Source organism: Achromobacter sp. ESBL13 (genome assembly GCF_036668755.1).
GTDB lineage: Bacteria > Pseudomonadota > Gammaproteobacteria > Burkholderiales > Burkholderiaceae_B > Achromobacter.
In genome coordinates, this window is the sequence record NZ_JAZEVT010000002.1 from 325,595 (window position 1) to 342,834 (window position 17,240).

At 61.1% G+C, this 17,240-nt stretch carries 15 protein-coding genes; 13 read left to right on the forward strand and 2 right to left on the reverse strand.

Annotated features, from left to right (window positions below; genetic code table 11):
• Positions 1 to 455 precede the first annotated feature (455 nt).
• The 5 genes from V6F88_RS10255 to V6F88_RS10275 all read left to right on the forward strand — a co-directional run bounded on the left by V6F88_RS10255 (position 456) and on the right by V6F88_RS10275 (position 5,817).
• Positions 456 to 1,133: a response regulator gene (locus tag V6F88_RS10255; protein ID WP_332609315.1), complete on the forward strand. Its 678-nt coding sequence runs from the start codon at positions 456 to 458 to the stop codon at positions 1,131 to 1,133.
• Entirely contained in the window at positions 1,123 to 2,619 is a 1,497-nt protein-coding gene (locus tag V6F88_RS10260; RefSeq protein ID WP_442880276.1) for a sensor histidine kinase, read from the forward strand. Before V6F88_RS10255 ends, V6F88_RS10260 begins: the two co-directional genes overlap by 11 nt.
• A 169-nt stretch (positions 2,620 to 2,788) precedes the next feature.
• A complete protein-coding gene (locus tag V6F88_RS10265) occupies positions 2,789 to 3,736 on the forward strand; it encodes a Bug family tripartite tricarboxylate transporter substrate binding protein (protein WP_332610240.1) in 948 nt (315 codons plus the stop codon).
• Positions 3,737 to 3,856: 120 nt separating this feature from the next.
• Positions 3,857 to 4,294 carry a tripartite tricarboxylate transporter TctB family protein gene (locus V6F88_RS10270; protein WP_332609317.1) on the forward strand — a complete coding sequence of 146 codons (438 nt, stop codon included), beginning with the start codon at positions 3,857 to 3,859 and terminating at the stop codon, positions 4,292 to 4,294.
• Positions 4,291 to 5,817 (forward strand): tripartite tricarboxylate transporter permease, encoded by a 1,527-nt coding sequence (locus tag V6F88_RS10275; protein WP_332609319.1) that lies wholly within the window; start codon positions 4,291 to 4,293, stop codon positions 5,815 to 5,817. The genes V6F88_RS10270 and V6F88_RS10275 overlap by 4 nt, the downstream gene beginning before the upstream one ends.
• A gap of 99 nt (positions 5,818 to 5,916) precedes the next feature.
• On the opposite strand, the gene V6F88_RS10280 is transcribed toward V6F88_RS10275, so the two are convergent.
• Positions 5,917 to 7,083 carry a pyridoxal phosphate-dependent aminotransferase gene (locus V6F88_RS10280; protein ID WP_332609321.1) on the reverse strand — a complete coding sequence of 389 codons (1,167 nt, stop codon included), beginning with the start codon at positions 7,081 to 7,083 and terminating at the stop codon, positions 5,917 to 5,919.
• 122 nt (positions 7,084 to 7,205) lie between these two features.
• Between V6F88_RS10280 and V6F88_RS10285 the strand changes: the two genes are divergently transcribed.
• Together V6F88_RS10285 and V6F88_RS10290 are read left to right on the forward strand one after the other, a co-directional pair.
• Positions 7,206 to 8,231, forward strand: a complete 1,026-nt coding sequence (locus tag V6F88_RS10285) for an AbrB family transcriptional regulator (protein ID WP_332609323.1) — start codon at positions 7,206 to 7,208, stop codon at positions 8,229 to 8,231.
• Positions 8,232 to 8,477: 246 nt separating this feature from the next.
• Entirely contained in the window at positions 8,478 to 8,684 is a 207-nt protein-coding gene (locus V6F88_RS10290; protein WP_094809336.1) for a cold-shock protein, read from the forward strand.
• Between the two features lie 273 nt (positions 8,685 to 8,957).
• Here the strand turns inward: V6F88_RS10290 and V6F88_RS10295 are convergent, their stop codons facing one another.
• Entirely contained in the window at positions 8,958 to 9,404 is a 447-nt protein-coding gene (locus V6F88_RS10295) for a hypothetical protein (protein ID WP_332609331.1), read from the reverse strand.
• A gap of 1,604 nt (positions 9,405 to 11,008) precedes the next feature.
• Between V6F88_RS10295 and mnmG the strand changes: the two genes are divergently transcribed.
• The 6 genes from mnmG to V6F88_RS10325 are packed head-to-tail and all read left to right on the forward strand — an operon-like array spanning position 11,009 to position 17,232.
• Positions 11,009 to 12,928 carry a tRNA uridine-5-carboxymethylaminomethyl(34) synthesis enzyme MnmG gene (mnmG, locus tag V6F88_RS10300; protein WP_332609333.1) on the forward strand — a complete coding sequence of 640 codons (1,920 nt, stop codon included), beginning with the start codon at positions 11,009 to 11,011 and terminating at the stop codon, positions 12,926 to 12,928.
• The gene (gene rsmG / locus V6F88_RS10305) at positions 12,925 to 13,638 is read left to right on the forward strand and encodes a 16S rRNA (guanine(527)-N(7))-methyltransferase RsmG (protein WP_332609336.1); all 714 of its coding nucleotides are present in this window, start codon (positions 12,925 to 12,927) and stop codon (positions 13,636 to 13,638) included. The genes mnmG and rsmG overlap by 4 nt, the downstream gene beginning before the upstream one ends.
• Complete coding sequence (locus V6F88_RS10310; protein ID WP_046806063.1) at positions 13,635 to 14,435, forward strand: ParA family protein; 801 nt, start codon at positions 13,635 to 13,637, stop codon at positions 14,433 to 14,435. The genes rsmG and V6F88_RS10310 overlap by 4 nt, the downstream gene beginning before the upstream one ends.
• Positions 14,436 to 14,445: 10 nt before the next feature.
• Positions 14,446 to 15,267, forward strand: a complete 822-nt coding sequence (locus V6F88_RS10315) for a GNAT family N-acetyltransferase (RefSeq protein WP_332609339.1) — start codon at positions 14,446 to 14,448, stop codon at positions 15,265 to 15,267.
• Between the two features lie 44 nt (positions 15,268 to 15,311).
• Positions 15,312 to 16,235 carry a ParB/RepB/Spo0J family partition protein gene (locus V6F88_RS10320; protein WP_332609341.1) on the forward strand — a complete coding sequence of 308 codons (924 nt, stop codon included), beginning with the start codon at positions 15,312 to 15,314 and terminating at the stop codon, positions 16,233 to 16,235.
• The gene (locus V6F88_RS10325; RefSeq protein WP_332609343.1) at positions 16,228 to 17,232 is read left to right on the forward strand and encodes an asparaginase; all 1,005 of its coding nucleotides are present in this window, start codon (positions 16,228 to 16,230) and stop codon (positions 17,230 to 17,232) included. Before V6F88_RS10320 ends, V6F88_RS10325 begins: the two co-directional genes overlap by 8 nt.
• The last annotated feature ends 8 nt before the right edge of the window (positions 17,233 to 17,240 follow it).

Genomic DNA, 17,240 nt, shown 5'->3' on the forward strand with positions numbered 1-17,240 from the left:
GTTCAGTCCCCTGTCAAGAAAGCGCCGGCGCGCCCCCTCGAATGCCCGGTTGCCCAAATGCCTCAAAAGGCGATTTTGACCCCCTGCAAGGGCGAAAAACCCGGTAGGCAACGGCCGGTTTTTCGGGGTAAAAGTGCCGCTTTCCATCCCATTTCCCATGGCCGACCCTGTGGATAACTCCTAAGTAGCCAGGTTGTGCACATTGTGTGGAGGCAAGTTGAACAAGGTGGTGTTTTTGGGGGAGGCCGAAATGTTGTCCAACTTCAACTTTTTTCCCACACAGAGTTCTTGCACAGGCAAAAACCGCTGCAAGCTGATGAAAAGAATGAGGTTTTCAAGGTTAAGGTAGTTATCCACAGGCCTTATTAATCATTAGTCTTTATATAAAGAGAAATAAAGGAAAAGCCAAACATGCTTTCCCATTCCGCCCAGCCACTCCCCCCCGGACTCCGTCCATGCGCATCCTTCTGATAGAAGACGAAGCCGAACTTGCTCGCTGGCTGTCAAGAAGCCTGGCCCGACACGCGGGCTTTGTTGTCGAATGGGCTGACAACGGATTGATCGCCGAAAGACGGTTGGCAATCGAAGAATTCGATGCCGTCATCCTGGATCTGGGTCTTCCCGGGATGGACGGCCATGTTCTGTTGGCAAAAATTCGCGCGCGAGACGATCGAACGCCGGTGTTGGTCTTGACCGCGCGCGATTCCTTGGCCGAAAAAATTGGAACGCTGCACCTGGGTGCAGACGATTTCCTGCCGAAACCGTTTGTTGTGGAAGAGTTGGAAGCGCGTTTGATCGCACTGATTCGGCGCAGCCGGGGACGCGAACATCCGCGTCTGTCTCTGGGAAACCTGGTTTTTGAGACTGCGGCTCAAAAATTCATGGTCTCGGGACAGACTTTGCAGTTATCCCCACGTGAACATGCCGTACTTCGGGTGTTGATTCAGAAAAGTGGCGAGCCCATCAACAAGCAGCAAATTCTTGACCGCATCGTCACGGACGATGCGGACATCAACCTGGAAGCCATCGAGGTGCTGGTGCACCGCTTGCGCAAGAAATTGGCGGATACCGGTGTGCAGATCGTGACCATGCGCGGCATGGGCTACTGCCTGGAGAACCTTGTTGACAACTAGAAATCCGAAAAAAACGGGTTTTTTCGCGGGAAAAAAACGTAATCGCACGCTGAAAACGCAGTTGCTCTGGTGGCTTATCCCCACCTTGGTGCTGGTGATGATGGGCGCGCTGTGGCTGTCCAACCATCAACTGCGCAACCAGGTCGACATTGCCTATGACCGGTCGCTGGCTGGCGCGCTTCGCGCGATCGACCACAACATATCCACAGCCAGCGGTGGATTAGCCATGGAACAGCCTTACCTGATGCTTGAATTTTTTGAGCTGACGGCCAATGGCAGCGTTTTCTATCGCGTGGCAACCGAAGACGGGCTGGCCGAAATCGGGCATCCCGGCTTGCCGATGCCCGAGCAGCCGCTGGAATCGGGCGAACCGCGTTTTTTTTACGCGACCTACCAGGGCGCTCCCGTGCGCGTCGCCGCCCTGGCCCGGCCGATGGATCCGCCCCTGTATGCAAACAAAGGGGGACGGGTAATCGTGCAGGTGGCCGAGGGGTTGGAAGGCCGCCAGGCGTTCATGCACCAGGTGCTGTTGCGCTCGGTGGAACGGGACCTGGCCGTGATTCTGATCAGCGTTCTGGTCATCATCCTGGGGGTTTTCATGGCGCTGCGCCCCTTGGTTCGACTCAGGCAGGAGGTAGAAGGGCGTTCCGGAGACGATTTAAGCCCCGTCAGCGCGTCCGAGATGCCAGGTGAGGTCCTGCCCCTGGTTTCGGCTGTAAACCTCCACATGGCCCGTTTTGCGGCCCAGGCGAGGGTGCAGAGCCAGTTCCTGGACGACGCCTCGCACCAATTGCGCACGCCCTTGTCGGTTTTGCGTACCCAAACGGCCTATGCCCTGCGCGAAACAGACCCCCAGGAGGTCCGTACAGCCCTTCTGGCGATGCAGGAGGGCTTGGACAGGGCCGTGCGCACCACCAACCAAATGCTCGCCCTGGCGCGCGCTAAGGACGCTTCCCTGGCCGAAGGCGGTTTTGCGGCCGAGCCGGTGGATCTGGTTGAACTTACCGATACCGTCATCCGTAGCCTGTTGCCCGCTGCGCGAGCGCGCCAGCTGGACATCGGATTGGAAGCGGAAATCCGGCCGGTGTGCGTCAGCGGCGCGGATTGGCTGCTGCGTGAGGCCATCACGAACCTGGTCGATAACGCCATCCGCTACGCGCGGCCGGCGGGCGAGGTCACCGTCACGGTGCGGGTGGAGGGGAACCAGGCGCATCTGGCCGTTGAAGACGACGGCCCCGGGATGTCCACCGAAGACATCGAGCGGGCTTGCGTACGCTTTCGCCGTGGGGCGGCGGGCAAGAACACCTCGGGGGCCGGCCTGGGCCTGGCCATTGTCGGCACCATTGCCGGGAATCTGGGCGCCTGCCTCGTGCTGGAAAACCGCGCCCCCTCGCCCGGCTTGCGGGCGGCCCTGGTGTTTTCCCTGGCGCTTGCGCGCAACGGCGATCCGGATGCTGCGCCGCGTCACGAAATCGGCCGGAATTGAAAGGGTTTGGAAAGCTTCGATTTTGTACGGTAGGGTTCGCTGGGCCCATGCAGGCAAGGCATCGCCGGCCTGGCGGCATCAGCCATACCTAGACCTATAAAACCTGGAGAAGAGACAAATGCAGACCAGCCTGAAGCTGCGCCTGGCCGCCGTGGCGGCACTTGGCGTGATGACCTTGTCCCTGGGCGCCGCCCACGCCGCCGACGAGCCACGCCGCCCCGAATGCATCGCACCGGCTCAGCCCGGCGGCGGCTTCGACCTGACCTGCCGCCTGGCGACCGAGGGCTTGAAGCAAAGCGGTGCTATCAAGAACACGATGCGCATCGTCTACATGCCGGGCGGCATCGGCGCGGTGGCCTACAACAACATCGTGGCGCAGCATCCTAATGAACCCGGCACCATCGTCGCGTTCTCGGGTGGGTCGCTGCTGAACCTGGCGCAGGGCAAGTTCGGCAAGTACAACGTCGACGACGTGCGCTGGCTGGCGGCAATCGGCACGGACTACGGCGTGGCGGTGGTGCGCAACGATTCCCCGTATACCGACCTGAAAAGCTTGATGGACGCGTTCAAGCAGGACCCCACCAAGATCGTGCTGGGCGCCGGCGGTACGGTGGGCAGCCAGGACTGGATGAAGGCGGCATTGACCGCCAAGGCGGCGGGTGTGGACTTCAAGAAAATGCGCTTCGTGGCATTCGAAGGCGGCGGCGAAGCGGTCACCGCGCTGCGCGGCGGGCATATCCAGGCGTACATGGGCGATGCGGCCGAAGCGTTCACCATGTTGGAAGGCGGCGCGCCGATCCGCGTGCTGGCCGTGTTCAACGACCAGCGCCTGCCCGGCAAGCTGGGCGCGGTGCCCACGGCCAAGGAACAGGGCTACGACATCGTCTGGCCCATCATCCGCGGCTTCTACGTGGGTCCAAAGGTGTCCGACAGCGACTACCAGTTCTGGGTCAACGCCTTCAACAAGGCGATCGCCTCGCCTGAATTCGACAAGCTGCGCCAGCAACAGGGCCTGTTTCCGTTCAACAAGACCGGACCCGACCTGGACGCCTACGTCAAGAGCCAGGTCAAGGTCTATGGCGAACTGGCGGATTCGTTCGGCCTGATCAAGAAGTAAGCCGGCCGCAAGGCCTACCCATCGATCGCGCCTCGCCGGCGCCCTCGCGCCACCCCCTTTTTTTCGCTGGCGCGCGGGGGCGGCCGCGTCCGCGCGTTCATTCACAACGGAAAGAGGATCATGAACGATCGAATCCTGGGCATCGGCGCACTGGCGCTGGCCGCCTTCATGACATCGGCCGGATGGGGCATCGAAGCCCCATTCGCCTACGAACCTGTCGGCCCGCGCGCCTTTCCCTTGTTGGTGGCGGCCATCATCGGACTATGCGGCCTGTGGCTGGTCTACAAGGGTGGCCACCCTGTTGAAGCGAACCCGCCCGGGGCCAACGGACGCATCGCGCTGATGATGGCGTTTACCGTGGCCTACGCCTTCCTGTTCCAGTGGCTGGGATTCATCGTTGCGACAAGCTTGATGACGATCTTCGTCGGTCGGCTGTTCGCCGGCGGCTGGATCAAGTGCGCCATCGGCGGCATCGTCATGAGCCTTCTCTTTTTCGTGCTGTTCGACAAAGTGCTGGACGTCGTCCTGCCGGGCGGCTTGCTGGAGACCCTGCTATGAACGGCATTCTTGATCATCTTTCGATCGGTTTTGGCGTTGCGTTTTCGCTGACCAACATTCTGGTTGCCATGATCGGTTCGTTTATCGGCACGCTGGTGGGCGTGCTGCCTGGCCTGGGGCCCGTCAACGGCGTGGCGATGCTGATCCCCATTGCATTCGCGATGAACCTGCCGCCGGAAACCGCCTTGATCCTGTTGGCCGCGGTGTACGTGGGCGCCGAGTACGGCGGCCGTATCACGGCAATTTTGCTTAACGTGCCCGGCGAGGCCAGCGCCATCATGACCACGCTTGATGGTTACCCGCTGGCGCGGCAGGGCATGGCCAACGTGGCGTTGTCGCTGTCGGCATGGTCGGCGTTTTTTGGCGCCATCGTGTCGGTGGTGGGCATCATCCTGCTGGCGCCGTTGTTGGCCAGATGGGCGTTGGCGTTCGGGCCGGCCGAGTACTTCGTGTTGATGATATTCGCCTTCTGCTGCCTGACCAGCCTGTTGGGAAAGCAACCCGTCAAAGGCGTGCTGGCCGCGATGATCGGCTTGTCGATTTCGGTGGTGGGCGTGGATGCGAACTCGGGTGTGTATCGCTACACGTTTGAATCCGTGCACCTGGCTGACGGTATTGATTTCGTGGTCGTCGTGATCGCGCTGTTTGCCGTCAGCGAAATGCTGGAGATGCTGGAAAAGGTGATGGCCGGGCATAGCGTCGAGGTCACGCCCAGCGGGCGCAAGATTTTCAATCTGAAAGAGCTGGCATTTACGTGGTGGAGCGTGGTGCGCAGTGCACTGGTGGGCTTTGGCGTGGGGGTATTGCCGGGGGCGGGTGCCAGCGTGGCTGCGGCGGTCGCGTATTCGCAGGAGAAGCGCATCATCGAAGCGAAGGACCCCGACGCCAAGTTCGGCAAGGGCGACATGCGCGGCCTGGTCGCGCCGGAAGCGGCGGCCACGGCATCGGCGATCGGTTCCTTTGTGCCGATGTTGACGCTGGGCGTGCCCGGTTCGGGCACGACGGCGGTCATGATGGGGGCGCTGACGCTCTACAACATCACGCCCGGGCCGGTGCTGTTCGACACCAAGCCCGAACTGGTGTGGGGCTTGATCGCGTCGTTGTTCGTGGCCAACGTGCTGTTGTTCATCATGAACGTGCCGCTGGTGCGGCTGTTCTCGAAAGTGCTGTCGGTGCCGGGCTGGCTGATGGTGCCGGGCATTTTGTGCATCAGCTATATCGGCGTCTATGCCATCAATGCCGGCACATTCGACCTGCTGCTGGTGGCGGGCATCGGCGCGCTGGGATATTTCCTGCGCAAGTTCGGCGTGCCGATGGCGCCGCTGGTGTTGGGCGTCGTGCTGGGCAACATGATGGAACAGAACCTGCGCCGCGCCTTGTCGATGACCGACGGCGATGTGCGCGTGTTGTTCGCCAGCCCCGTATCGGTATCGATGTGGGTGGCGGCGGCGGCGGTCGTGGTGGTGCCCCAGATACTACGCCGCGTACGGCGTGCGCGAAAAGCAGCGGCGAACGCGGCTTGATGCATGCAACAGGGGCGCTCGCTGGCGCCCCTGTTGTTCGATTTATAAATATGAGCGATCGCTCATATTCAGGTGTTGTGGTCTGGGTCTTGCCTCTGGCTAGACCTGCGCCAATCGTTCCAAAGCGGCATCCAAGGTCGCGTCCTTTTTCGCAAAGCAGAAGCGGACGATACGGTGGTTGGATTCGGCTGCGTCGGGTTGCCGATAGAAAGCCGAAACGGGAATCACGGTCACGCCGTGGTTGACGGTCAGGTCGCGGGCGAAGTCGGCTTCGTTCTGCTTGGAAATCTGGCTGTAGTCTGCCAGCAAAAAGAACGTGCCCGGGCTGGGCAGCGGCCGGAACCGGGTCTTGGCCAGACCTTCCGACAAACGATCGCGCTTGGCTTGGTAGAACGCCGGCAGATCCAGATAAGGCTTGGGATCCCGTATGAACTCGGCCAGCGCGAATTGCATTGGCGAGGGCACCGTGAACACCATGAACTGATGCACCTTGCGCAATTCGGCGCTGAGTTGGCGGGGCGCGCAGCAGTAGCCGATTTTCCAGCCGGTGGTGTGATACGTCTTGCCGAAAGAAGAAATCACGAAAGCGTGTGCGGCCAGCAGCGGACGACGCGCCACGCTGGCGTGCGGCTTGCCGTCGAACACGATGTGTTCATAGACCTCGTCAGAGACCAGCAGCACGCCGGTGTCTCGGACGATGGCTTCCAGTGCGTCCAGGTCGCTGTCATCCAGCACGGCGCCTGTGGGGTTGTGCGGGAAGTTCAGCATCAACAGGCGCGTCTTGGACGTGATGGCGTCACGCACGCGCTGCCAATCGATGCGGTAGTAGGGATCGGCTTCGGTGGGCGCGCGCAACGGCACCGGGACGGCTGTGCCGCCGGCCAGGCGGATCGCGGGCAGGTACGAGTCATAGCAGGGTTCGATGACCACCACTTCGTCGCCGCTGCCAACGGCGGCCAGCACCGTGGCCATCAAGGCTTCCGTGGCGCCGCTGGTCACCGTGATTTCGGTTTCCGGATCGTAGGCGTGGCCATACAGGGCCTGGGCCTTTGCCGCGATGGCTTCGCGCAGCTGCGCCACGCCGGGCATGTACGGATACTGGTTATGCCCGTTCGCCATGGCCTGCGTGACCAGGGCGCACAGTGCCGGATCGGGATCGAAGTCGGGAAAGCCCTGGCCCAGGTTGATGGCCTTGTGCTCGATGGCCAGGCGGCTCATGACGGTGAAGATGGTGGTGCCAACGTCGGGAAGTTTGGATCGGATCATGGTGGATGCGAAGGAATGCGCGATGGGCGAAGAGAGTTTTCGTAAGTATCCCACTAACTCATAATTCGTTTTTTTCGCGATGAGCGAAAGCGATGAAGGTAGATGGAATGGTGCGGCAAAACATGTTGTTGAGGGTGACGGCCGGATTTTTGATTGCGGTGATGGGCGCGCTGTTGGCGGTGTGGGCGCATATGCCCCTGCCGTGGATGTTGGGCGCCTTGCTGCTGACGGCGGCAACGCGCATCTCGGGTGTGGGCACCGCCTGCCCACGACCCGCACGCAATGGCGGCCAGTGGGTGATCGGGACGTCGCTGGGTTTGTATTTCACGCCGCAAGTGGTGGAACATATCGGCAGCAATGCCGGCCCCATCATCGTCGGCATGATGTTCGCGCTGGCGCTGGCGTTCATGGGCACTGCGATGCTTCGTCGTTATACGGACGCCGACTTCAAGACCGCGTGGTTTTCTTCGGCCATCGGCGGAGCCAGCGAGATGGCCAGCCTGGCGGAACGCCACGGCGCGCGCATCGACCGAGTGGCCACGGCCCACAGCGTGCGCGTCCTGCTGGTGGTGATAACGGTGCCGTTTATTTTCCAGTGGTGGGGTGTGGCGGGCCTGGATCCGACGGTGCCGGGGCCCACAACGGTGGACGTTGCGGGCCTGGCCGCACTGGTGCTGTTGACGTGCATGGGCGGGCTGGCTTTCATGAAGCTGCGCTTGCCGAATCCGTGGGTGCTGGGACCCATGCTGGTGGCAATGCTGTTGACGGTTTTCAGCATTGAGCTGTCGGCGCTGCCCGACTACGTGCCCAAGGCTGGGCAGCTGCTGATCGGCTGGTCGCTGGGGGACCGTTACCGCCCGGATTTCTTTCGCGCGGCGCCGCGTTTCATCGCGGTGGTGGCTGCCTTCACGTTGGGCGCCCTGGCGCTGGCTTTTGGCCTGGGCGCACTGCTCTCGTATTGGTCGGCGGCCCCGGCTCCGACGCTGATATTAGGGACGACACCGGGCGGTATCGCCGAGATGGCCATCACCGCCAAGGTGCTGCAATTGGGCGTGCCGGTGGTGACGGCGTTTCACGTTACGCGCATGGTTTTCGTGGTGATGGTGACGGGGCCGATCTACGCGATTCTGGCTCGGCGGCAAGGCTAATTCCGCGCTGCGGTTCTTCGGCCGAGTCTGAAAAAAGCGACATTGGGGTAAACAACAATATGAGTCGCCAATGCCGGATGAGTATGCTGATTCCGCAGTTGATTCAAGCAGCGCGCGGACTCGTTCTGTTGCTTGGCGACGAGCGAGAACACAGCAGCAACGCAGGGTTTTATACCGGTCGTTCAGTTCTCACGGCGTCCCCCTTGATTCATTGCATTTCAAGTTAATTACAGGACGCTAGAGAAAATGGCTCAGAAGGGCAAAGTTAAGTGGTTCAACGCTGACAAGGGTTATGGTTTCATCACCCCGGATGCTGGCGGAACCGAAGTTTTCGCACACTTTTCCGCCATCCAGGGCCGCGGCTATCGCAGCCTGAACGAAGGCCAGGAAGTCGAATTCGAAGTTAAGGATGGTCCGAAAGGACCTCAAGCGGCCGAAATTCGCCCGCTCTAAATCGGGAAATCCCTTTTCCCGTCTGCCAGGTCCAAACCTGGCTACAACGCCCCAAGATCTCCGGATCTGGGGCGTTGTTTCATCTGGGCGTGCCGCGCATTACACGCGCTGGGTTTAGCATTTTGGCACCTGCGTTAGTGTTCACTAACTTGTTCTCAAGCCTTGGATAACTCTGTGGATAATTATTTTTGAGCATCAAGGTTTGGATGCTCATTAATGAAGCACACGGCTTGGTATATACGGGGTTTTGCACAGATTTTGTATTTTCGCCATTTACGTGATCAGCCTCGCCAAGCGCGGCGGGAACGGCGGTGTGATACTTGCACGCGAGCAAGGGGAAAGGGCGTTTTCCCAGGGGAAGAGGACCGCAGCGCGGCTTTTCAGCGTGCTTGTCGGCAGAGCAGGCTTGCCGCTGGCGAGCGGTTTAGCGGCCGTTTGTGCCGGCCTTTTTTTCATTTCGGCGCGGTTGTTCACAAAGATATCCCCATCCCGGTTATGCACAGGTTGTTGGCCGAAAATGCCAAAAATAGACTGCGCTGCCTGTGGATAGCTTTGGGGATATGAAACCCGACCGGCCCTTTCGATATCGCTTGAAGCCGGCGCGATTGTCATTCTGGTTGTGAATCCGGCCGGCGTTTCCAGTCCCAGCTGATTGGATCGCGCGTATAGGTACGCGAGCGGCGCGTAACCGGCATGGGATCCACCCTTCGAGTTTTCCACAGGGTTCACATGAAACCGCTAGCCTCTCGTCCAAATGGATGATGGCGCGGCGCGGTAGCGCCGGGCAAGATACTTGTGCAATCAATAATTGCGGGTCGCTGACTGCGGAAAATACGCGTGACAAAAACGCTAAGTCTGCACAAGTTTGTGGACAAACCGCGCATCCGTTTTCGTCGCAATTTGACTTGCCGATAGGGATCTAGTTCCCGTTAATGGCGATCGCTTCAGATTAAAAGTTTGGCAGAACCGGTGGGCGGTAATGTGTGTGCCTTGGAACCTTATCCACAAAGTTGTCCACGTGAAAAATAGCGGTTGTCCCGATTTAGAAGGATGTCGGGCTGCTCTTACGGGTTGAGAGGATTTCCTTCGGTTTGAAGCCGGTTCTCCTATGAAGCCCGCCTTGATTGTCCAACCGGCAAGTTGGCTGCCGACGTCGAGAACTGGCTAATTTCGACGGCGCGACGGAGGGGGATTTTCTGTGCTCCGCGAAGTTATCCCCAGAGTTGTTCCACGTGAATTCGCTGTCGTTTATTGAATGGTCGGCCGGCTGTTTGTTGATAAGTCGGATGTTCGCGTTTAGAGAATGGATAGGGGCTTATCCACAGCATCGCGTGCATAACCTGGGGTGCCGATCGCGGCCATCCGGCGGGGCACTTCCTGTAGAGAGTTTCGCGCTAGCGTGTCTAACGGATCTCGGCCTCGGCTTGCAGCACGACATTCACCTTTACCCCTGCCGTGCTTGCGCTAGAACCGAGACTTCTTGGGCCCGATTTTTGCTGTATAGCAAGGTTTGGCCCCGACCTTGCCCGCAGCCCTTGTGGGCGGTGCCCAATGCCAAAAAGATGTGTTGTTTTGGGTAAGGGGTAGGGTAGGGTGGAAAAAACCCCATTTTTTTTATGAAGAACGCGGTGGCGCGTGCGTCGGGATACACGTCCATTTTTTCGCGCGTGGAGCGGAATCGAGTTCATGAGATGTCCTGAACGCGGGTTTGCGGGGGTGTAGGCCTTGGAATGTTCCACGTGAAACACTGCGTTTTCTGTTCATGACGTGCCCTCGTCCTTAGGGGAGCCGTTTCACGTGAAACACTACTTTGCTAGTTTTGCGATTGGCCATGGCGGCGCTAAGCAGCGTCCCAGTGCTGGCCGGTGTTTCACGTGAAACATCGCTCAGCCGCCGAGTGGCGGACATATCTGTATAGCGCCTATGTTTCACGTGGAACAATGCAAAGCGCGCTGCGTTTTTTGGCGACGGCACGATAGCGTAATGTTCCATTCGAAATATGCGCGTCAACGTTCTTTCACGTGAAACATCCGATGGAAGAAGGCTGCTCGACAGCGACCCTACCCAGGCATGAGGTACGCCGACGCTTCGCCAACTTCCCGGCTTGCTGAGCCGGTTTCGGTGAAATGTTCCACGTGGAACATCGAGCCGGACGCCGGCACCTGCCGACATATTCGTCGATCTTGGCCGACCCTCGTCGTCATTGCCCAACGCTCGGCCCGCGATAACCGGCTTGGCGTGGGTGCCCGAATGTTTCACGTGAAACATGCAATCGCTGCCTCTATAATGAGCACCGAACGCCTTCTTATCTTTCCTTCCCCATCATGGACTATCCCCGCGAATTCGATGTCATCGTCGTCGGTGGCGGCCACGCCGGCACTGAAGCGGCACTGGCTGCTGCCCGCGCTGGCGCGCGCACGTTGCTGTTGACGCACAACATCGAAACCCTAGGCCAAATGTCTTGCAATCCCTCCATTGGCGGGATTGGCAAGGGCCATCTGGTTAAAGAAGTCGACGCCCTCGGTGGCGCGATGGCTTTGGCCACGGACGAGGCGGGGATCCAGTTCCGCATTCTTAACGGCTCGAAGGGGCCGGCTGTGCGCGCCACGCGCGCCCAGGCCGACCGAGTCCTATACCGTCAAGCGATCCGTGGCCGTCTGGAGAATCAGCCGAATCTGTGGCTGTTCCAGCAAGCGGTAGAAGACCTGATGGTGGAAGGGGATCGTGTGGTTGGCGCTGTGACGCAGGTCGGCCTGAAGTTTCGCGCAAAGACCGTTGTCCTGACGGCCGGTACCTTTCTGAACGGCCTGATTCACGTGGGGCTGCAAAACTATTCGGGCGGTCGGGCGGGTGATCCTCCCGCCAATTCCCTGGGGCAACGCCTGAAAGAACTGAAGCTGCCGCAGGGGCGCCTGAAGACGGGCACGCCTCCACGCATCGACGGGCGGACCATCAACACCAGCATCCTGGAAGAGCAGCCGGGTGATCTGAACCCGATCCCCGTGTTTTCTTACATGGGCAATGTGTCCATGCACCCCCGGCAGCTGCCGTGTTGGATCACGCATACCAACGCCCGCACCCACGACATCATCCGTGGCGGCCTGGACCGTTCGCCGATGTACAGCGGCGTGATCGAAGGGGTGGGTCCCCGGTATTGCCCGTCCATCGAAGACAAGATTCATCGTTTCGCCGACAAGGAATCGCATCAGGTCTTCCTGGAACCCGAGGGGCTGGACACGCACGAGGTCTATCCCAATGGCGTTTCCACCAGCTTGCCTTTCGATGTGCAGCTGGACCTGATCCATTCTCTTCGCGGTCTGGAAAATGCGCACATCATGCGTCCCGGCTACGCGATCGAATACGACTACTTTGATCCACGTGCATTGAAAAGCACGCTTGAGACCAAAGCGATTGGCGGTCTTTTCTTCGCGGGACAGATCAACGGTACGACCGGATACGAAGAGGCGGCCGCGCAAGGTTTGCTGGCCGGCGTCAATGCCGGGCTGCTTGCCCTGGGCCGTGATCAATGGACACCGCGTCGCGACGAAGCCTATCTGGGTGTGCTGGTGGATGACTTGGTGACACGCGGCGTGACCGAGCCCTATCGCATGTTTACCTCGCGTGCCGAATACCGCTTAAGCCTGCGCGAAGACAACGCCGACCTGCGCCTGACCGAAATTGGCCGTCAGCTGGGTATTGTCGACGATGCGCGCTGGGACGCCTTCAACCGCAAGCGGGACGCTGTGGCGGCGGAAGTGGAACGGTTAAAGTCCTCGTGGGTGAACCCGCGAGTGATGCCGGTCGAGATTGCCGAACCGTTGCTGGGCAAGGCGATTGAACGTGAGTACTCACTAGCGGACCTGTTGAAGCGTCCGAATGTTTCCTATGAAGCATTGATGGCTGTGCAGAATGTTGACGGGTCGCTGTTGGCCGGGCCCGGCGTGGTCGCCGACGACGTTCTGGCCGAACAGGTTGAGATTCAGGTGAAGTACGCCGGCTATATCGCGCGGCAGCAGGACGAAGTGCAAAAGCAGATCTCGCACGAGCTCCAGCCCATTCCGGCGGACGTCGACTACGACGCCGTGACCAGCCTGTCGTTCGAAGTGCGCCAGAAGCTCAAGACGCATCGCCCCGAAACCGTCGGCCAGGCCGCGCGTATCTCGGGCGTGACCCCGGCCGCGATCTCGCTGCTGCTTATTCACCTGAAGCGCCTGCACTACGGCTCGCGCAAGCAAGCCGCATGACCGCCCACACCGATCAGGCCGGCGCTGACATGGCCGGCCGCCTCTCTCGTGCGTGCGAGCAGTTGGGGCTGCATGCCAATGCGGACCAGCAAGCCAAGCTGCTGAACTACATGGCGCAGATGCAGCGCTGGAACCGCACGTACAACCTTACCGCCATCCGCGATCCGCAGCAGATGTTGATTCAGCATCTGTTCGATAGCTTGTCGGCTGTGGCGCCATTCCACAAGGCGCTGGGCGACGCGGGCATATCGGCCAAGGTCTACGACGTGGGATCCGGCGGCGGCCTGCCAGGCGTCGTTCTGGCCATCATGCAGCCCGCGTGGTCCGTGACCTGCATCGACGCCGTTGAAAAGAAAACCGCATTCGTGCGTCAGATGAGCGGCGCACTAAGCCTGCCGAACCTGCACGCGCTGCACGCCCGTATCGAAACGCTGGAGCCCGCCGAGTGTCACATCGTGACCTCGCGGGCCTTCGCTTCCCTGGACGATTTTGCGCAGCTTGCAGGTCGCCACGTGCGCAACGATGGTACCCTCGTCGCGATGAAGGGCAAGGTCCCCGAAGAAGAAATTCTTGCGCTGCACGCGCGCGGGGATTGGCAGGTCGATCACATTCAGCCGCTTCGCGTGCCGGAGCTGCAAGCAGAACGCTGCCTGATCTGGATGCGCCGCAATGACGGGCGCGGCGAAGGACGCAGTCAAGGAACCCTATGAAGAACTTACCCCCCAGCACAGCCGCCCGCGTCTTCTGCATCGCTAACCAAAAGGGCGGTGTGGGCAAGACGACGACCGCCATCAATCTGGCGGCGGGCCTTGCCACGCACAACCAACGCGTGCTGCTGGTGGACCTGGACCCGCAAGGCAATGCCACGATGGGCAGTGGCATCGACAAGAACGCGCTGGAATCGAATCTGTACCAGGTGCTGATCGGTGAGGCCACCATTGAACAGGCCCGCGTGAAGTCGGAATCTGGCGGCTATGACGTGCTGCCGGCCAACCGCGAGCTTTCCGGCGCCGAGATCGACCTGGTCCAAATGGAAGAGCGCGAACGCCAGTTGAAGAGGGCGATCGACACCGTCTCGGGCCAGTACGATTTCGTGTTGATCGATTGCCCGCCCACGTTGTCGCTGCTGACGCTTAACGGCCTGGCCGCGGCGCACGGCGTCATCATCCCGATGCAGTGCGAATACTTCGCCCTTGAAGGCTTGTCCGACCTGGTCAACACCATCAAGCGCGTTCACCGCAACATCAACGATGACCTGCGCGTAATCGGATTGCTGCGCGTCATGTTCGATCCGCGTATGACGTTGCAACAGCAAGTGTCCGCGCAACTTGAAGCGCACTTTGGCGACAAGGTGTTCAAGACGGTCGTGCCTCGCAACGTCCGCCTGGCAGAAGCACCTAGTTACGGCATGCCGGGCGTGGTGTATGACCGGGCGTCACGCGGCGCGCAAGCCTATATCTCGTTCGGCGCCGAAATGATCGAGCGCGTCAGAAAGGACTTGGATTAAGCCTTTCGCCATGTCCGTCACCGCGCTCTTTTCTTGCCCCGCATCGCCCACGTTTCGCCGGCCTCCCGCCGACGAGCGCGACCGCCTGCGCGTGCGCCTGGAAGAGGCCGCGTTGAACGCCACGGCGGTGCGTGCGCAGCTGCTCTATGACGGCTGGCTCGTGCGTTTTGCAGCGTCGCCCGCCAAACGCGTGCGCAGCGTGAACGTGCTGGGGTTATCCACACGTCCGCTGGACGAGCGGCTGGCGTATTGTTCTTCGTTGTATGCGCGCCAGGGCTTGCCCATGGTGCTGCGCATTACCTCCATCGGCCCCGATTTTTCGCTGGACGCCGAGCTGGAGGCCCGAGGCTATACCTACACCGGTGAGACCCGAGTCATGAGCATGTCGCTCGCCCCCAGACTCAGCGCCCGGGGCGGCCTGTCTTTCAGGAACGTCAACACCGAACGCTTCGCGCAAGCGGTCGGCGCCATGCGTGGGTCTACGCCCGAGCACATCGGCGAACATCAGGCGCGGCTGCAAGGACTCGCTGTTAAGCTGCCCGTGCTGGCTTTCGATGCCGCCGGGCAATGCGTTGCCGCGGGCCTGGCGGTCCGCGACGACGAGTTGGTGGGCCTGTTCGACATCGTCACCGATCCCGGGCAACGGCGTAAAGGCTATGCCGATGCCTTGATGGATCACTTATTGAGCCAGGGCGCCTCCGGCGGCGCCACCACGGCGTATCTTCAAGTCGAGCCGGAAAATACCGCCGCGCGCGCCCTGTATGGCCGCTACGGCTTCAAAGACTGTTACGCGTATTGGTACCGCTTGCCCGCCGAGCAGCGGCACGCCTGAGCTTCGGCCCAGGATACAAAAACAGAAGGAAAGAGGATTTAACTATGGCCACCAAGAAACCCAAGGGATTGGGTCGCGGACTGGACGCCTTGCTTGGCGCGGACGCGCCAGCGATCGACAACATCGGCAAGGCTGTCGCGGCCAAGCCCGAGGGTCCGCCATCCACCTTGCCCATCTCGAAGATGCGCGCCGGCAAGTATCAGCCGCGCACGCGCATGGACGAGGGCGCCCTGGGTGAGTTGGCCGAATCGATCCGCACGCAAGGCATCATGCAGCCCATCCTGGTACGCGGGCTGGGCGAGTCGGCGCCTGGCCATTACGAGATCATCGCGGGCGAACGCCGTTTTCGCGCTGCGCAGCTGGCCGGCTTGAAGGAAGTGCCCGTGCTGGTGCGCGAAGTGGCCGACGAGAACGCGGCCGTCATGGCGCTGATCGAAAACATCCAGCGCGAAGACCTGAATCCGCTTGAAGAGGCGCACGGCGTGCGCCGGCTGCTGGACGAATTCGGTCTTACGCACGAGCAGGCCGCGCAGGCAATTGGGCGTTCGCGATCGGCCACCAGCAACCTGCTGCGCCTGTTGAACCTGGCGGCTCCGGTGCAGACGATGCTGCTGGCCGGCGACGTAGACATGGGCCACGCGCGTGCGCTGCTGGCGGTGGATGCGGCGACGCAGATCCAGTTGGCCAACCAGATCATCGCGCGTCGTCTGTCGGTGCGCGAAGCCGAAAAGCTGGTTGCCAAGACCGCCAAGGATGCCGAGTCTGCCTCGTCGCCGCGCAAGAAGGCCAACGGCGCCTCGCGCGATCTGACGCGTCTTGAAGAAGCGCTGTCCGACCATCTGGGCACGCGCGTTGCATTGAAGGTGGGCGCCAAGGAAAAAGGGCAGATCGTCATCGACTTCCATGGTTGGGAACACCTGAATTCGTTGCTTGAACGCCAGGGCTTGTCCGGAGTCGTGGATGCCTGAGCACGCGTTGCCGGTCATTGCCGTATTGGCCACGGGCGGCACCATTGCGGGCGCTCAATCCGACGCGACGTCAGCGGGTTACAAGGCGGGATCGTTTTCGGTCAATGACCTGCTGGGCGCCGTGCCGCAGCTGGCCCGCATTGCGGATATCCGCGCGGAACAAATCGCCAACGTAGGCAGCCAGAACATGACGCATGGGGTCTGGCATGCCTTGGCCGCGCGCGTTGATACGCTTTGCCAGGATGCCTCGGTGGCCGGCATCGTCATTACGCACGGCACCGATACGCTTGAAGAGACGGCGTACTTCCTCAGCCTGGTCAATCAACATGACAAGCCCGTGGTGCTGGTCGGCGCGATGCGCCCGGCGACGGCCCTGGGCGCCGAGGGTCCGGCCAATCTCTACAACGCGGTGGCGCTGGCGCGTCACCCCGATGCTCGCGGCCGTGGGCCGCTGGTCGTCATGAACGAAGACGTGCATTACGCGCGTGAAATCCAGAAGACCGCCAGCGCGGGATTGTGCGCCTTTGCGTCGCCCAACCGTGGCCGCGCCGGCGTGATGCATGGCGGCGAGCCGTGCTTTTATTCTCGCAACACCACCGCCCATTCCGCACAAAGCGAGTTTTCACTCGCATTGCTGGAAAAGGCCGGTTGGCCCCGCGTGGACGTGGTTTACGCCCATGCCGATATGCAAGGCGACGTGATCGACTTTCTTGCGCAAGCCGCCGATGGCATCGTGCTGGCCGGCGTGGGCGATGGCAATGCCACGGACCTGGCCATCGATGCGCTGGGTCGTGCCGTGGCCGACGGCGTGGCGGTGGTGCGGTCCAGCCGTACCGGCAGCGGTTTCGTGGCCCGCGATGTCGAATTGGACGATGGCCGGCTGGGCTTCATCGCCGCGCGCGACCTGAACCCGCAAAAGGCGCGCATCCTGCTGATGCTGGCCTTGTCCGTCACGTGCGACACGGCGCAGATCCAGACCATCTTCGACCGCTACTAAACGCGTGC

What these genes read in the sequence shown, in the direction of transcription:
- mnmG (WP_332609333.1), top strand. Translation starts at nt 11,009, where the DNA reads ATGGACTATCCCCGCGAATTCGATGTCATCGTCGTCGGTGGCGGCCAC.
- V6F88_RS10290 (WP_094809336.1), top strand. Translation starts at nt 8,478, where the DNA reads ATGGCTCAGAAGGGCAAAGTTAAGTGGTTCAACGCTGACAAGGGTTAT.
- V6F88_RS10325 (WP_332609343.1), top strand. Translation starts at nt 16,228, where the DNA reads ATGCCTGAGCACGCGTTGCCGGTCATTGCCGTATTGGCCACGGGCGGC.
- V6F88_RS10310 (WP_046806063.1), top strand. Translation starts at nt 13,635, where the DNA reads ATGAAGAACTTACCCCCCAGCACAGCCGCCCGCGTCTTCTGCATCGCT.
- V6F88_RS10265 (WP_332610240.1), top strand. Translation starts at nt 2,789, where the DNA reads ATGACCTTGTCCCTGGGCGCCGCCCACGCCGCCGACGAGCCACGCCGC.
- rsmG (WP_332609336.1), top strand. Translation starts at nt 12,925, where the DNA reads ATGACCGCCCACACCGATCAGGCCGGCGCTGACATGGCCGGCCGCCTC.
- V6F88_RS10285 (WP_332609323.1), top strand. Translation starts at nt 7,206, where the DNA reads ATGTTGTTGAGGGTGACGGCCGGATTTTTGATTGCGGTGATGGGCGCG.
- V6F88_RS10270 (WP_332609317.1), top strand. Translation starts at nt 3,857, where the DNA reads ATGAACGATCGAATCCTGGGCATCGGCGCACTGGCGCTGGCCGCCTTC.
- V6F88_RS10315 (WP_332609339.1), top strand. Translation starts at nt 14,446, where the DNA reads ATGTCCGTCACCGCGCTCTTTTCTTGCCCCGCATCGCCCACGTTTCGC.
- V6F88_RS10275 (WP_332609319.1), top strand. Translation starts at nt 4,291, where the DNA reads ATGAACGGCATTCTTGATCATCTTTCGATCGGTTTTGGCGTTGCGTTT.
- V6F88_RS10280 (WP_332609321.1), bottom strand. Translation starts at nt 7,083, where the DNA reads ATGATCCGATCCAAACTTCCCGACGTTGGCACCACCATCTTCACCGTC.
- V6F88_RS10255 (WP_332609315.1), top strand. Translation starts at nt 456, where the DNA reads ATGCGCATCCTTCTGATAGAAGACGAAGCCGAACTTGCTCGCTGGCTG.
- V6F88_RS10320 (WP_332609341.1), top strand. Translation starts at nt 15,312, where the DNA reads ATGGCCACCAAGAAACCCAAGGGATTGGGTCGCGGACTGGACGCCTTG.